Origin of the sequence: Saccharococcus sp. Marseille-Q5394 (assembly GCF_946901335.1) — a bacterium.
Classification (GTDB): Bacteria; Bacillota; Bacilli; order Bacillales_A; family Planococcaceae; genus Sporosarcina; species Sporosarcina luteola_C.
The window spans coordinates 303,288-317,624 of record NZ_CAMPPQ010000001.1; the positions used below are offsets into that span (position 1 = coordinate 303,288).

General features: G+C 45.0%; 14 protein-coding genes and 1 riboswitch. Of the genes, 11 read left to right on the forward strand and 3 right to left on the reverse strand.

Going from position 1 to position 14,337, the window contains the following annotated elements:
* Positions 1-43: 43 nt before the first annotated feature.
* From OC538_RS01505 to OC538_RS01520, 4 genes are all read left to right on the forward strand, one after another.
* Positions 44-1,192, forward strand: coding sequence for an NAD(P)/FAD-dependent oxidoreductase (locus OC538_RS01505; RefSeq protein ID WP_262173005.1), 1,149 nt, complete (start codon positions 44-46; stop codon positions 1,190-1,192).
* Positions 1,193-1,271: 79 nt separating this feature from the next.
* On the forward strand, positions 1,272-2,369 hold the full coding sequence (locus OC538_RS01510; protein WP_262173006.1) for a carbohydrate kinase: 1,098 nt from the start codon (positions 1,272-1,274) through the stop codon (positions 2,367-2,369).
* Positions 2,366-3,274 (forward strand): pseudouridine-5'-phosphate glycosidase, encoded by a 909-nt coding sequence (locus OC538_RS01515; RefSeq protein WP_262173007.1) that lies wholly within the window; start codon positions 2,366-2,368, stop codon positions 3,272-3,274. The genes OC538_RS01510 and OC538_RS01515 overlap by 4 nt, the downstream gene beginning before the upstream one ends.
* A gap of 291 nt (positions 3,275-3,565) precedes the next feature.
* A complete protein-coding gene (locus tag OC538_RS01520) occupies positions 3,566-4,324 on the forward strand; it encodes an exodeoxyribonuclease III (RefSeq protein WP_262173008.1) in 759 nt (252 codons plus the stop codon).
* Between the two features lie 85 nt (positions 4,325-4,409).
* Here the strand turns inward: OC538_RS01520 and OC538_RS01525 are convergent, their stop codons facing one another.
* Positions 4,410-4,712 (reverse strand): KGG domain-containing protein, encoded by a 303-nt coding sequence (locus tag OC538_RS01525; RefSeq protein ID WP_251694720.1) that lies wholly within the window; start codon positions 4,710-4,712, stop codon positions 4,410-4,412.
* A gap of 306 nt (positions 4,713-5,018) precedes the next feature.
* Positions 5,019-5,120: riboswitch (purine riboswitch) on the forward strand.
* A 150-nt stretch (positions 5,121-5,270) separates the two neighbouring features.
* Between OC538_RS01525 and OC538_RS01530 the strand changes: the two genes are divergently transcribed.
* Both OC538_RS01530 and OC538_RS01535 read left to right on the forward strand, forming a co-directional pair.
* On the forward strand, positions 5,271-5,858 hold the full coding sequence (locus OC538_RS01530; protein WP_251695293.1) for a xanthine phosphoribosyltransferase: 588 nt from the start codon (positions 5,271-5,273) through the stop codon (positions 5,856-5,858).
* Positions 5,855-7,153: a nucleobase:cation symporter-2 family protein gene (locus OC538_RS01535; RefSeq protein WP_251694719.1), complete on the forward strand. Its 1,299-nt coding sequence runs from the start codon at positions 5,855-5,857 to the stop codon at positions 7,151-7,153. Before OC538_RS01530 ends, OC538_RS01535 begins: the two co-directional genes overlap by 4 nt.
* Positions 7,154-7,209: 56 nt before the next feature.
* On the opposite strand, the gene OC538_RS01540 is transcribed toward OC538_RS01535, so the two are convergent.
* Both OC538_RS01540 and OC538_RS01545 read right to left on the reverse strand, forming a co-directional pair.
* The gene (locus OC538_RS01540; RefSeq protein WP_262173009.1) at positions 7,210-7,443 is read right to left on the reverse strand and encodes a hypothetical protein; all 234 of its coding nucleotides are present in this window, start codon (positions 7,441-7,443) and stop codon (positions 7,210-7,212) included.
* A 103-nt stretch (positions 7,444-7,546) separates the two neighbouring features.
* On the reverse strand, positions 7,547-8,449 hold the full coding sequence (locus OC538_RS01545; protein ID WP_262173010.1) for an aldo/keto reductase: 903 nt from the start codon (positions 8,447-8,449) through the stop codon (positions 7,547-7,549).
* A 104-nt stretch (positions 8,450-8,553) separates the two neighbouring features.
* Between OC538_RS01545 and OC538_RS01550 the strand changes: the two genes are divergently transcribed.
* The 5 genes from OC538_RS01550 (at position 8,554) to OC538_RS01570 (ending at position 13,714) form a co-directional block, all read left to right on the forward strand.
* The gene (locus tag OC538_RS01550) at positions 8,554-9,099 is read left to right on the forward strand and encodes an NUDIX hydrolase (protein WP_251694716.1); all 546 of its coding nucleotides are present in this window, start codon (positions 8,554-8,556) and stop codon (positions 9,097-9,099) included.
* Between the two features lie 652 nt (positions 9,100-9,751).
* Entirely contained in the window at positions 9,752-10,210 is a 459-nt protein-coding gene (locus OC538_RS01555) for a Fur family transcriptional regulator (protein WP_251694715.1), read from the forward strand.
* Positions 10,211-10,261: 51 nt separating this feature from the next.
* Complete coding sequence (gene xerD / locus OC538_RS01560; RefSeq protein ID WP_251694714.1) at positions 10,262-11,161, forward strand: site-specific tyrosine recombinase XerD; 900 nt, start codon at positions 10,262-10,264, stop codon at positions 11,159-11,161.
* 46 nt (positions 11,162-11,207) lie between these two features.
* Positions 11,208-12,401, forward strand: coding sequence for a phosphopentomutase (gene deoB, locus OC538_RS01565; protein ID WP_251694713.1), 1,194 nt, complete (start codon positions 11,208-11,210; stop codon positions 12,399-12,401).
* Positions 12,402-12,415: 14 nt separating this feature from the next.
* Complete coding sequence (locus tag OC538_RS01570; RefSeq protein WP_251695292.1) at positions 12,416-13,714, forward strand: pyrimidine-nucleoside phosphorylase; 1,299 nt, start codon at positions 12,416-12,418, stop codon at positions 13,712-13,714.
* Positions 13,715-14,337 lie beyond the last annotated feature (623 nt).

Genomic DNA, 14,337 nt, shown 5'->3' on the forward strand with positions numbered 1-14,337 from the left:
TCCCGCTTGTACAATAGAACTAAAATAGAAAAAGGTGTTTGACATGGAACGGATCATTGTTATCGGTGGAGGAATTCTTGGCGCATCCACAGCTTATCACTTGGCAAAGCAGGGAGCGGAAGTGGTTCTCGTCGACCGAATTGACAAAGGACAGGCGACGGATGCGGCTGCCGGAATCATTTGCCCGTGGTTATCGCAGCGTAGAAATAAAGCTTGGTATGCTTTGGCAAAAGGAGGAGCATCCTATTATCCTGAAATGATTCTACGGTTGAAAGAAGATGGCGAGGGCGAAACTGGTTATCGGAAAGTCGGTGCGATCAGTTTGCATACGGAATGGGCTAAGCTTGAGAAGATGGAAGCACGCGCTTTGGAGAGAAGGGAAGAAGCTCCTGAAATAGGGGAAGTAACACTGTTGCATGAACGTGCAACATCAACTCTGTTCCCTCTATTAGAAGAAGGTTTCTCATCTGTACACGTAGAAGGAGCTGCTCGGGTCGATGGCAGGGCGCTGAGAAAGGCACTGCTCAATGCTTCTGAAAAAAATGGAGCCACTCTTATACATGGCTCCGCAACGCTTGCTGTAGAAGAAGGAAAGGTTGCAGGCATCTATGTCAACGGGGAATTGATATTGGCATCGAAAGTGATTATTGCGGCTGGTGCGTGGGCTGGTGAATTATTGAAACCGCTCAAGTTGAATGTACAGGTTACCGGGCAAAAGGCGCAAATCGTCCATTTACATATGTGCGGGCGTGACACATCCCGTTGGCCGGTCATCATGCCTCCAACCGATCAATATATTTTGCCGTCAGATAATGGGAAAGTGATCGTTGGGGCAACTCATGAAGATGAGGTGGAAGCGGACATAATGGGTAACCCGACAGCTGGTGGTATTCATGAGGTACTGGATAAGGCTTTGAAAGTGGCACCTGGTTTGAAGGAAGCGATATTTGAAGAAGTACGTGTCGGTGTTCGGCCGTTCACACCTGGTTTCCTGCCTGTCATCGGGGCGGTGCCGGGCTATCCTGAGCTGCTTTTTGCAAACGGATTAGGTGCTTCAGGACTAACGGTCGGTCCGTATCTCGGAAAGCAGCTGGCGAGTATTGCTATTGGGAATAAAGTCGATATCGACCTATCTTTGTATGAAGTCGAAAAAGCAATAAGTGTGCAAGATGATGACGAGTTGGAAATGTAACTGAACAAGTACTATTTTTTTGTTGCAATCGGCCAAACAAAAGTTTACAATTAAAACAAATGTTTAAAGGGTGATGGAATTGAATGAAAAGGAAAGGGCTGTTCTTGACTTAATTCGAGCCAACCCTTATTTATCACAACAGGAAATGGCGGATGCCCTCCGAGTTTCCAGACCGTCCTTGGCGAATATCATTTCCGGTTTAATTAAACAGGGAAGGATTTCAGGACGGGCATATATTCTTCCCGAAGAAAAGGAAATCATTTGCATTGGTGGAGCGAACATAGACCGGAAATTCCATATAAATGAAGAAACACAACTTGGAACTTCCAATCCGGCCACCATGACAGTTTCAGTTGGGGGCGTTGCCCGAAATATTGCGGAGAATTTAGGTCGGCTCGACCACAATGTCCGGCTTCTAACGGTTGCAGGAAATGATAGTGACTGGGACGTGATTGTACGGGAATCATCTTCGCATATGGATGTAACGGACGTTGGTCAATTGATCGGGAAATCGACTGGTTCCTATTCGGCTGTATTGGATCACGACGGAGAGCTTGTCATAGCTATGGCGAATATGGAAATCTATGATTATTTGACCCCAGTCTACTTTGAAGAAAAATCGAGAGTGATCTCAAACGCTGCGATGATTATTATCGATTTGAACTGTCCGAAGGAATCCGTCGATTATATAAAAAAACTCGCGAGCCAAAAAGGAAATCCACTCGTTATCATTCCTGTCTCTTCACCGAAAATGAACAGGATGCCGAGTGATCTGAAAGGTGTCACATGGTTCATCTGCAATCAGGATGAAGCGGAGACGTACACAGGCCGGTCGATTGACAATGACGGGGATTGGAAGAAAGCTGTCCAGGAGTTGCTTGCGTTTGGCGCTGAAAATGTCGTCGTCACTTCTGGGTCGAGAGGAATCATGGCTGCGAGTGCGGGCGAAGAACCGATTCACTTCCCTGCAGTGGAAGACGTGCATGTTGAGGATGTAACTGGTGCAGGGGATGCATTCGTATCTGGATTGCTTCATGGACATTTGATAGGGGAAACATTAAACGAAAATGTCCGCATGGGATTGTTAAATGCGGCCAAAACGTTGGAAAGCTCCTTTACAGTAAGACCTGAACTGACAAAAGAACTTCTCAAAAAAGAATTGGAGGAATTACAATGAAACAATATCTAACGTATTCAAACGAAGTGCAAGAAGCTATGGCGGCAGGAAAACCGATTGTCGCTTTGGAATCCACAATCATTTCACACGGAATGCCGTATCCACAAAACGTGAAAACTGCCCGCGAAGTAGAGCAAATCATCCGCGATAACGGGGCTGTTCCTGCGACAATCGCCATCATCGATGGGAAAATTAAAATCGGCCTTTCTGACGAAGAGCTTGAGATGTTCGGAAATAGCCAAGGCGTCGCAAAAGCATCGAGAAGGGATCTTGCGTACTTAATCGCTACGAAGCAGCTAGGAGCGACTACAGTTGCCGCTACGATGATCTGTGCAGCACTTGCAGACATCAAGATTTTCGTAACTGGCGGAATCGGTGGCGTCCATCGAGGTGCTGAAACGACAATGGATATTTCTGCAGATTTGGAAGAGCTTGCGCAAACAGATGTTGCTGTCATTTGTGCTGGTGCAAAATCCATCCTTGACCTTGGCTTGACGCTTGAGTATTTGGAAACGAACGGCGTTCCAGTTGTCGGTTACGGCACAGATGTCCTTCCAGCATTCTTTACACGCGAGAGTGATTTCGGACTGAATATCCGTGCGGACAAACCGGAGACGGTCGCTGACATGCTTCGCGTAAAATGGGACCTCGGATTGAAAGGCGGCGCAGTCATCGCTAACCCAATTCCGGAAGCTGATGCAATGGACAAGTCGTTTATTGACGGCATCATCGAAGCTGCGCTTAAAGAAGCGGAAGAGCTTCACATCGCTGGGAAAGACGTTACACCATTCATGTTAGGCAAAGTGAAAGACCTGACAGAAGGCCGCAGCCTAGATGCGAATATCGCATTAGTGAAAAACAATGCAGTTATCGGTGCACAAATTGCAGTTGCATTGAACGCATAATAATATAATCTTGTATAGAAGCTGTCCGGGAAGTCGTCCGGACAGCTTTTTTTGTCACGGGCGGCCATAACGAGAACTCTTCCAACAAGAATGAGAACTTTTGATACGTTAACGAGAACTCTGAGCGACTTAACGAGAACTATTCAAGGTTGAACGAGAACTTTTCATGGAAAAACGAGCACTCCAAAAGACTTAACGAGAACTCCTCGCGTATCCTGCAGCTATTATTCTTTGAGGATACTCCCTTTTTTAGTACAATGAAAAGTATTGTGTGATGAAGGAGTTTTTAGCATGAAACTGATCTCATGGAATGTCAATGGGTTACGAGCTTGCGTCCGGAAAGGGTTCCTGGACTATTTCAAAGAACAGGATGCCGATATCTTCTGCATCCAGGAGACGAAGCTGCAAAGTGGTCAAATTGAGCTCGAACTTGGGGGTTACCATCAATACTGGAACTATGCATTGAAAAAAGGCTATTCGGGTACCGCCGTCTTCACGAAAGAAGAGCCGATTGCCGTAACATATGGAGTAGGGGATTCAGAAACTGAAGATGAAGGCCGGATTTTAACGCTGGAATTCCCTCAATTTTACTTGGTGAATGTGTACGCGCCAAATGCGCAACGGGATTTGGCCCGCCTTCCTGTACGGTTGGATTGGGAAAGTAGAATGAGGGAGTACCTGATTCAATTGAAAAACAAAAAATCTGTCATCCTTTGTGGAGATTTAAATGTTGCCCATCAAGATATTGATATACGTAACTTCAAATCGAACGTCGGAAATTCAGGCTTCACAATTGAGGAAAGAGGAGAATTTACGGCATTACTAGATAAAGGGTTCATTGATACATACCGTCAATTGAACCCCGAAGTCGAAGGCGCTTACACATGGTGGTCCTATATGCGAGATGTGAGAGCTAGGAATATCGGTTGGCGGATCGACTATTTCCTCATATCGGATTGTCTGCTGCCGTCTTTGAAAACAGCGGATATTCATGCCGAGGTGATGGGAAGTGACCATTGTCCGATCGTTCTAGAGATGGATATTATGTAAAAATCGACAAAGCAGCTGGAAGCGGTTGATGAAAAACCGCATCCAGCTGCTTTGTTCATATTGTTATTGGAGAGCTAATCATCCATTAACGGTTGCTATTGTTGTTATCGTTTTGTTGAGCGCGGGCTTCTCCGCCTTTTCTGCCGATCTCTTCATAGAAATCTCTATCATGATTTTTCGCAGTAGCTTCTCCGCCTTTGCGTCCGATTTCCTCATAGAAATCTCTGTCATGATTTTGTGCTGTGGCTTCTCCGCCTTTACGTCCAATTTTTTCATAGAAATCTCTGTCATGGTTTCTTGCAGTAGCTTCTCCGCCTTTACGTCCAGCTTCTTCCAAAGACATTTTCGCGCGATTGTTGTTAGAGTTGTTATTGTTGTTTTTAGCCATAATAAATATCTCTCCTATTCGTTGATATATTTGTAGTGGCCTACAGTCCATCTATAACCCTGAAAGTTGAATGATAAACTAGATTGCGAGGTAATTAATATTACTGAAATATTGTTAATTATGTTGAAATAATCGTTATAAATAAGTAAAATAAATAATATGAATTGTGAATTAACTACCAGATAAATCAATATTTAAGTAGATTATCCTTCTTTGTATCCTTTAAAGTATTTTCGTTCATAGATTTAACATATTTTAACGATAAAAAACCATTGTAACCTGTCCTATGCATGATATAATTAAAACCTAATTACTATAACATCCACTCATATAATCGCAGGGATATGGCCTGCAAGTTTCTACCGTTCCACCGTAAATGGATCGACTATGAGAAGCAAAGTAGAAAAAGTAACATGCATTTATGCATGCGGCTTTTTTATTCATTCGGTTAACTCAAACCCCGGATGACCTTGCTCCACTCATGTATTGAATGGATGCACGGTCATTGGGGGTTTTTTAATTCCTTCTGATCGTGAATGAAAAAGGAGGAGCATCATGTTGAAGCAGCTACAGGAGAAAATCATGCAGGATGGGAAAGTGCTTTCCGATCAAGTATTAAAAGTGGATTCGTTTTTGAATCATCAAATCGATCCTCCGCTTATGAAAGCGGTCGGAGAGGAATTCGCAGAACGGTTCAAAGTGGACGGAGTGACAAAAGTGCTTTCCATTGAATCATCGGGAATTGCCCCTGCAATGATGACAGGCTTAGTACTCGGGGTACCTGCGATTTTTGCCCGTAAACGCAAATCATTGACGATGAGCGAAAATTTATATACAGCTGACGTTCATTCTTTCACGAAAAATGAAACGAATGAAATCTCCGTTTCTAAGGACTTCTTGAAAAAAGGGGACAAGGTTTTAGTCTTAGATGATTTTCTTGCCAATGGACAAGCAGTCCTCGGGCTTCTCGATATCGTAGAGCAGGCGGAAGCGGAACTCGTCGGTGTCGGCATCGTAATCGAAAAAGGCTTCCAGCCCGGGGGCGCAATGATCCGGGAAAAAGGGATTCGGGTTGAATCATTGGCAATTCTCGAATCGCTTGAAGATGGAAAAGTCGAATTCAGGGAAGAAGGTACTTCATTATGAAATCGGTCGTATTAGGTTTTCAACATTTACTTGCCATGTATGCGGGTGCGATTCTTGTCCCGCTAATTGTAGGACAGGCAATCGGCTTAACTTCTACTCAATTGACATACCTTGTATCCATCGATATTCTCATGTGCGGAATCGCGACAATTCTGCAAATCATGAACAATAAATTTTTCGGAATTGGGTTGCCTGTCGTGCTCGGATGTACGTTCACGGCGGTCGGTCCGATGATTTCCATCGGCGGCAACTATGGAATTTCAGCGATTTATGGGGCGGTCATCGCTTCTGGATTAATCATCGTTCTTATCAGTACGTTTTTCGGCAAGCTGATCAAGTTCTTCCCACCAGTCGTGACGGGTTCAGTCGTAACGATTATCGGAATCACGTTAATACCCGTTGCTTTGAATAATATGGGTGGGGGATTCGGCGTTCCGGATTTCGGCTCAAGCACGAACATCCTTCTTTCCTTTGGAACGCTTCTAAGCATCATTCTTCTATACCGTTTTACAACCGGTTTCCTTCGATCCATTTCGATTCTGCTCGGAATGGCTGCAGGCACAGTAGCGGCAATGATGTTTGGCATTGTAGATTTCGGTGCAGTGAAAGAGGCTTCAGCCTTCCATTTACTAACTCCTTTTTATCTTGCAACACCGACATTCCATCTCGTTCCAATCTTAACGATGACGTTGGTCGCAATGGTTTCATTGGTAGAATCCACTGGCGTATATTTTGCATTAAGCGATATTACTGAGAAGGAAATCACTGAGAAAGACTTGGAGAAGGGGTATCGCTCCGAAGGATTGGCTTCATTGATCGGTGGGATTTTCAACGCCTTCCCATATACGACATTTTCACAAAACGTCGGTTTAGTGCAAATGTCCGGTGTCAAATCACGCAAAGTCATTTTAATCACAGCCATCATGCTCGTCTCATTGGGCTTTATGCCGAAAATCGCTGCGATGGCAACCGTCATCCCGACATCCGTATTGGGCGGCGCAATGGTCGCAATGTTCGGCATGGTCATTTCACAAGGGATTAAAATGTTAAGCAAAGTAGTAGGCGAATCTCAGGAAAACGCTATGATCATCGCTTGTTCAGTAGGCCTAGGCCTTGGCGTTTCCGTCGTTCCAGACATTTTCGCTAGTCTTCCTGCAAGCATCCAAATGTTAACGAGCAATGGCATCGTAGCCGGAAGCTTGACAGCAATTGTGTTAAATATCATGTTTAATATGCTTCCTTCGAAAAAGCGCAAGAAAGTAGCACAGGTACAGTTAACAGAGCAAGAAGTATGAGCTAGTATATAACAAAAAAACGAGACTCCAATTCAGAGTCTCGTTTTTTCATCCGCTTATTTGCTATCGTCACCATCCGTATCAGTATCCAAGTCAGCATCGTCATCTACGTCAAGGTCGACATTTGTATCTGTTCCGTCGTTAACGCCGTCATCTACTTCAGCTGGTGGATTATTCACATCTACGTCCGTATCATCGTCGCCATCACCGCATGCTGCGAGTAGTCCGACGGAAAGGAATGTTGCTGCTCCAAGCTTCAACCATTTTTTGTCTTCTGTAAGTAGTTTCAATGAAATCTCCTCCAAGGTGTAATCATTAATTGTTGCCTACTTGTTAGATACCCGTGAAGGGGTTTCCTAATCATTACAGATTTATTACAACAATATTACAAACTCATAACCGGTGCTGTTCGTATTGATGTACTTCAGTTAGTTGCGCAATGGAGGCTATTTCGGATTGCTCGGCTTTCTTCTCATACGCTAAGATTGAATCGAGAAGCTGATCCTTGGAGCTGGCACCGATCAACGCGGAAGCTACTACATTTTCTTTTAGGTTGAATGCTAGGGCGAGCGCATGCAGATCGTTGGCAGTTTCATGCAATTCGCCGACTGTCCTCTTCAAGTCTTCAGCATCATACGCAACAAAGCCGTCCATCTTACTAACCCGAGAAGGGGCTTCATCCGTCAAAAGCCCTTTTGCCAATGTCCCCCTTGTGATGACAGATGCTCCCGCTTCACGGATCATAGGGAACCACTCCTCCGGACGCCGGTCCAGCAGGCTATATTGCATCATGACGGAAACGGCAGAGCTGTTCGTTAAAAAGCGCTCGATGACATTCGGTCGAATGGACGAAATGCCGTACTGCCGGATGACCCCTTCCTTTTTCAATGCTTCAAACGCTTCAATCGTTTCCGTTGCATCATCCTCCATCGTACCGCCATGCAATTGATAAAGGTCGATGTAGTCAGTGCCAAGACGTCTAAGGCTGTCTTTCACTTCTTCCATTATATAAGCTTTCGAAGCATCCCAGCGCCATCCTTCTTCACCTGGGATCATCCGGTTACCGACCTTAGTCGCTAAAATGATATCGTCACGTCTGCCTTTCAACGCCTCGCCGAGAAGCGATTCATTTTTGCCGGCAGCATATAAGTCTGCTGTGTCAAAGAAGTTGATACCGGCGTGTATCGCCATGTCAACTATGCTTTTCACTTCTTCCAAGTCGTCTGGGAATGACATGCACCCGAGTCCTAATTCAGATACATAAATCCCGCTATTTCCAATCTCTCGTTTTTTCATTGGCGCACCTCCGTAATTGTTTTCATCTACTTTAAATAAACTGTACAATGTAGAAGTTAATAGGGAAAGTTTGTTGCTTAAGTTGATAAAAGGAGAGTGACGTAATGAATCGTTTTGAAGAAAAGACTGTTGCATCCGAAAGAATATTTGAAGGAAAAATCATTTCCCTTCGTGTAGACGAAGTCGAACTACCCGACGGCAAGCGGGCGAAAAGGGAGCTCATCGATCATCCAGGTGCCGTTGCCATCATCGCCATCACCGATGAGGAAAAAATGGTTCTTGTCGAGCAATATCGAAAGGCATTAAATCGATCCATCATTGAAATTCCAGCCGGAAAGATCGAGCCTGGAGAAGATATCAGGGTCACAGCGCTTCGTGAATTGGAAGAAGAGACCGGCTACGGAGCTAATCAATTTGAATACCTACAATCATTCGCAACATCTCCCGGATTTGCAAACGAAATCATTCATATTTTCGTAGCGCAAGAACTATATACAATAGACAAGCCTGCTGCAGGGGATGAAGACGAGTTCATTGAGCTAATAGAATGTACGATCGAAGAAGCGGAAGAGATGGTGCTGGATCAACGGATTTTCGACGCCAAAACAGCTTTCGCGATCCTTCACGCAAAAAGACTTTTAAATAATTGAGCTATTTTGGAACGGACAAGCATACGTTATAGAAACGATGCGGAGGTGAAGCCTATGGTCCGTTCCTTATCTTTTATCCATCTATTTATCATACTAGCCGTCGGATATATCGGCGGGGCATTGTTGTTCAGGGAAATCCCAATAGAAGCATCCGAAAGATGGATCGGCTTTTTCGATCCACGAGTTATTTCAACTTCCGATGGGTCCGCATGGAGACCCTTTATAACATTGCTGTTATTTTTTGTAGTGACATTCCTTCTATCTGTGAATAGCAAAACAAGACATGCCATATTATTTTTTGGTGCAATCAAATGTGTTATATTCGGATTGTCATCGTCCTTTCTCCTTTATTCGGGAATGAAAATATGGCAATACACAATTTGGTGGTTCCCTTTCCAATTTATTTCTTGTCTGCTATTCCTGATTTATTGTGTTGTTTTGAGCCCTCCTTATTTCAACAGAGTATCGAGGAAAGCGCGGAATTTACAAGGGGTTCCCGTGTTGGCGGGAATGGCATTCTTCATTTTTTTAGTAGAGATTACGATCTTTCATTTTCTAGTTCGCTAACCGATTGGAAGTCTACTATTTCCTTTCTGTTGTAACAAAGATCGCCTCTTTGATATAATGGTCTCAGTGTTGAGGGGGGCGTCATATGGAGAGCCGGATTGAACGGATCAAAAAGCAATTGCATGGGGCCAGCTATAAGTTGACGCCTCAGCGGGAAGCTACGGTCTTGGTCCTTCTTGAGAATGAAGAAGATCATTTAAGTGCTGAAGATGTTTTTTTACTTGTCAAAGAGAAGGCACCGGAAATCGGCCTTGCCACTGTCTACCGGACATTGGAGCTGCTGACGGAGCTGAAGATTGTCGACAAGATTAATTTTGGTGATGGCGTCTCCCGTTATGATTTACGTCAGGAAGGGGCATCACGTTTTCACCATCATCTCATTTGCATTGAATGTGGAAAAGTCGCTGAAATACAGGAAGATCTATTAGGCGATGTCGAGAAGATTGTCGAAAGCCGATATGGATTTAATGTAAAAGACCATTGGTTGACCTTCCACGGAGTTTGCGAAAGTTGCAAATCCGCGGGAAATGACAGTAAAAAGTGAAATGGGGATGGCGCGAAGCTGTCCCTTTTTGTCATTGGAGGAGTGATTTGCATGGAGGATGCTAAGTTTGGATTGGAAGATTACATCCATTTTCTAAAAGTGGAACGGCAGCTGTCTCAAAACACGGTCACTTCCTATAAAAGAGACCTTTCCGATTATCTCCTTCAACTGGAAAAGGCAGGTGTCGGCTCGGTTGATGACATTGACCGTTCCGCGATTCTGCACTATTTGAATAGCATGAAAGAGCTAGGGAAATCGTCAAGGACCGTTGCGAGGCATATCTCTTCAATTCGTTCGTTTCATCAGTTCCTTTTACGGGAGAAAGTAACAACGAAAGACCCGACAGTCCATTTGGAAATGCCAAAGCTTGAACAAAAGCTACCCTCAGTCCTTTCCGTGAAAGAAGTGGACAAACTGATTTCCATGCCGGAAAGCAGCAAGCCACAAGGGATAAGGGACATTGCACTACTTGAATTGCTTTATGGATCCGGAATGCGTGTCAGTGAGCTGATCGGTTTGGACGTGGACGATATTCACATTTCCATGGGATTTGTACGTGTTTTCGGAAAAGGCGGAAAGGAAAGGATTATCCCGCTGGGCGGCGGTGCGATGAAAGCCTGTACAACTTACATACATGAAGCACGTCCTATATTCATCGCCAAAACGAAAGGGACAGATGCACTTTTTGTCAACATGAGAGGGAGTCGCTTGACTCGGCAAGGATGTTGGAAAATAATTAAAGGATATGCAATGGAAGCAGGTATACAAAAAGTACTGACTCCTCATATTTTGCGTCATTCTTTTGCGACCCATCTCATTGAGAATGGGGCGGATATACGTGCTGTCCAAGAAATGCTGGGACATGCCGACATCTCAACGACACAGATTTATACGCACGTCAGCAAAGCGAGATTAAAAGATGTTTATGTGAAGTTCCATCCGCGTGCTTGAAAACATGGTGGACTTTTTGGGAAATATGACTACTGGAGGTTTGGATATGGAAGAAACGAAATTTAAACGCATACATTTGATCGTTCTGGATTCTGTTGGAATTGGTGAATCGCCAGACGCTCATTTATTCGGAGATCAAGGCGCAGATACGCTTGGCCATATTGGTGAAGAAATGGGCGGATTGAAAATGCCGAATATGGGGCGGCTTGGCCTTTCGAACATCAAGGAAATCAAAGGCATTGCGGTTGAAGCTAATCCGGTCGGCATTTATGGAATGATGCAGGAAGCGTCCGTAGGTAAAGACACGATGACAGGCCATTGGGAAATGATGGGCTTGAACATAACTAAGCCTTTCAAAGTCTACCCGAATGGATTCCCTCAAGAGCTTATCGATGAGCTCGAAAAACGGACAGGGAGAAAAGTGATTGGCAATAAACCGGCGAGCGGCACGGGAATCATTGATGAGCTAGGTCCGGAACATATGGAAACAGGCGCGATCATCGTCTATACATCCGCAGATCCAGTATTGCAAATTGCAGCTCATGAAGGGATCATTCCGATTGAAGAGCAGTATCGCATTTGTGAAATTGCCCGTGAACTAACGTTGGATCCTGAATTCCTAGTTGGCCGCGTCATCGCAAGACCGTTTGTCGGAGAACCTGGAAATTTCACCCGTACGACAAATCGTCATGACTATGCATTGAAGCCATTCGGAAGAACGGTCATGACTGAACTGAAGGACGCTGGGAAAGCAGTCATTGCCGTCGGAAAAATTTCCGATATCTTCAATGGCGATGGTGTAACAGAAGCAGTTCGGACGATAAGCAATATGGACGGCGTCGACAAATTGGTCGAGGTTATGAATTCCGAATTTACTGGCTTGAGCTTTACAAATCTCGTCGATTTTGATGCGTTATTTGGGCATCGGAGAGATCCGATCGGTTATGGTAACGCATTGCAGGAATTCGATGCGCGCTTACCGGAAATTATCAAGTCATTGAAACAGGATGATTTGTTAATCATCACAGCAGATCATGGTAATGATCCAGTGCATAGCGGAACTGACCATACAAGAGAGTATGTTCCATTGCTTATGTACTCACCAGCTATCAAAGGTGGAGGCGAATTGCCATTGCGGAAGACATTTTCAGATATTGGTGCAACGATTGCCGATAACTTCAACGTGAAAGCTCCAGAGTTCGGAGAAAGCTTTTTAAGTTCATTAACGGAAAAGGTGTGATGATTGTGTTCAGGATGGTTGATATCATCGAGAAAAAAAGAGATGGGGAAATGCTTTCCAAGGAGGAAATCACTTTTTTCATCAACGGCTATACAGACGGATCCATTCCGGATTATCAAGCGAGCGCCCTATTGATGGCGATCTATTTTCAAGGCATGACGCCTGAGGAACAGGGCCACCTGACGATTGCGATGGCTGAATCGGGCGACCAGATTGATCTGTCGGCGATTGAAGGGTTGAAGGTCGACAAACATTCAACCGGCGGCGTCGGCGATACGACTACATTGATCCTGGCACCTTTAGTGGCAGCTTGTGGCGTGCCAGTTGCAAAAATGAGCGGCCGCGGCCTTGGACATACAGGAGGCACGCTTGATAAGCTTGAAGCGATCGAAGGATTCCATATCGAGCTTTCAGAGGAGCAGTTCGTCAAACAAGTGAATGAGTTGAAGGTCGCTGTCATCGGACAAAGTGGCAATTTGACGCCTGCTGACAAAAACTTGTATTCCTTACGGGACGTAACAGCAACGGTCAGCAGCATACCGCTTATTGCCAGCTCCATCATGAGCAAGAAGATAGCAGCGGGAGCGGACGCAATCGTGTTGGACGTAAAAACAGGCGATGGTGCATTCATGAAGACATTGGAAGATGCCGAAGCTCTTGCACATTCCATGGTAGCAATCGGCCGCCAAGTCGGAAGAAACACAATGGCAGTCATTTCAGACATGAGCCAGCCTCTAGGTTATGCAATTGGAAACTCGCTTGAAGTAAAAGAAGCCATCGATACACTGAAAGGCGAGGGTCCTGAAGACTTAACAGAGCTTTGCCTCGTCCTAGGAAGCAAAATGATCGTTGCCGGCGAGAAGGCGAAAACCGTAGAAGAAGCACGCGCAATGCTCGAAGCAGTCATCAAAGACGGTTCCGCGCTGAATCTATTCGGTAAATTGATCGAAGCACAAGGCGGAGACGCCCGGATTGTCCACGATCCATCATTGCTCCCTTCAGCAAAATTCCAAATCGAAGTCCCTGCTTCAAAATCAGGAACGATATCCAAGATGGAAGCGGACGAAATCGGAGTCGCAGCTATGCTTCTAGGAGCTGGAAGAGCAACAAAAGACGACGTCATCGATCTAGCTGTCGGCATCGTCCTGAAGAAAAAAATCGGGGACAAAGTAACAGCTGGCGAACCGCTTGCCATTATCCACACAAACCGGGAAGACGTTGCAAAATCCATAGAACTAATTCAAGAACACATCCACATTTCAGATCAAGCACAAGCAAAACCAACCTTGATCCACGAAATGATTACAGGTTGATGCTTATTTAACATAGGACTGCCTCGGAAAGATCGATAAATCGACTTTCCGAGGCAGTTTTTTTATGTGAGATTGCGTTTTACGATCACTGTAGAGGATTCCTGACTAATAGGAATTTCCGTTGATTGAAGCGTAAGGCGGCGCATCTGGGGGGGGAGCAAACGCAGCACTGTGAGTAGAAGGTCCAGGATGCCTTAATTTCTGCGAAGTACGCACAAATTAAGGCAAATGGAACACTACTCTATTCGTTTGGCTCACCGGCCGCCCCTTGGCACATATGACCTTGCGAAAAAACTGTTTGTCGGGTCTATTTGGCATATTCATTTTTATTTATGTAGGGGCACCAGTTGCTTGTAGTGCAGGTGCTCGACTCCTGCGGGAATAGCATGAGCCTTGAGACCCCGCAGGGCGCATGCCTTTCGCGACCCTAAAGGAGCAGAATAAGAATGCCTTAATTTCTGCAAAAGCGCAGAAATACGGCAAATCGAACCCTTCGCTGTTCGATTGGCTCAAGCCATGCCCGCGGAAAGCGAGCGCTGGAACGGAAAGCAACAGTATATAGACAAGACTCTGCACTTTTATTTCATTCAAGTAGAAAAGTACTAGTAAAACACTTGACTACA

What these genes read in the sequence shown, in the direction of transcription:
- OC538_RS01505 (WP_262173005.1), top strand. Translation starts at nt 44, where the DNA reads ATGGAACGGATCATTGTTATCGGTGGAGGAATTCTTGGCGCATCCACA.
- OC538_RS01515 (WP_262173007.1), top strand. Translation starts at nt 2,366, where the DNA reads ATGAAACAATATCTAACGTATTCAAACGAAGTGCAAGAAGCTATGGCG.
- OC538_RS01520 (WP_262173008.1), top strand. Translation starts at nt 3,566, where the DNA reads ATGAAACTGATCTCATGGAATGTCAATGGGTTACGAGCTTGCGTCCGG.
- OC538_RS01525 (WP_251694720.1), bottom strand. Translation starts at nt 4,712, where the DNA reads ATGGCTAAAAACAACAATAACAACTCTAACAACAATCGCGCGAAAATG.
- OC538_RS01535 (WP_251694719.1), top strand. Translation starts at nt 5,855, where the DNA reads ATGAAATCGGTCGTATTAGGTTTTCAACATTTACTTGCCATGTATGCG.
- OC538_RS01545 (WP_262173010.1), bottom strand. Translation starts at nt 8,449, where the DNA reads ATGAAAAAACGAGAGATTGGAAATAGCGGGATTTATGTATCTGAATTA.
- OC538_RS01550 (WP_251694716.1), top strand. Translation starts at nt 8,554, where the DNA reads ATGAATCGTTTTGAAGAAAAGACTGTTGCATCCGAAAGAATATTTGAA.
- OC538_RS01555 (WP_251694715.1), top strand. Translation starts at nt 9,752, where the DNA reads ATGGAGAGCCGGATTGAACGGATCAAAAAGCAATTGCATGGGGCCAGC.
- xerD (WP_251694714.1), top strand. Translation starts at nt 10,262, where the DNA reads ATGGAGGATGCTAAGTTTGGATTGGAAGATTACATCCATTTTCTAAAA.
- deoB (WP_251694713.1), top strand. Translation starts at nt 11,208, where the DNA reads ATGGAAGAAACGAAATTTAAACGCATACATTTGATCGTTCTGGATTCT.
- OC538_RS01570 (WP_251695292.1), top strand. Translation starts at nt 12,416, where the DNA reads ATGGTTGATATCATCGAGAAAAAAAGAGATGGGGAAATGCTTTCCAAG.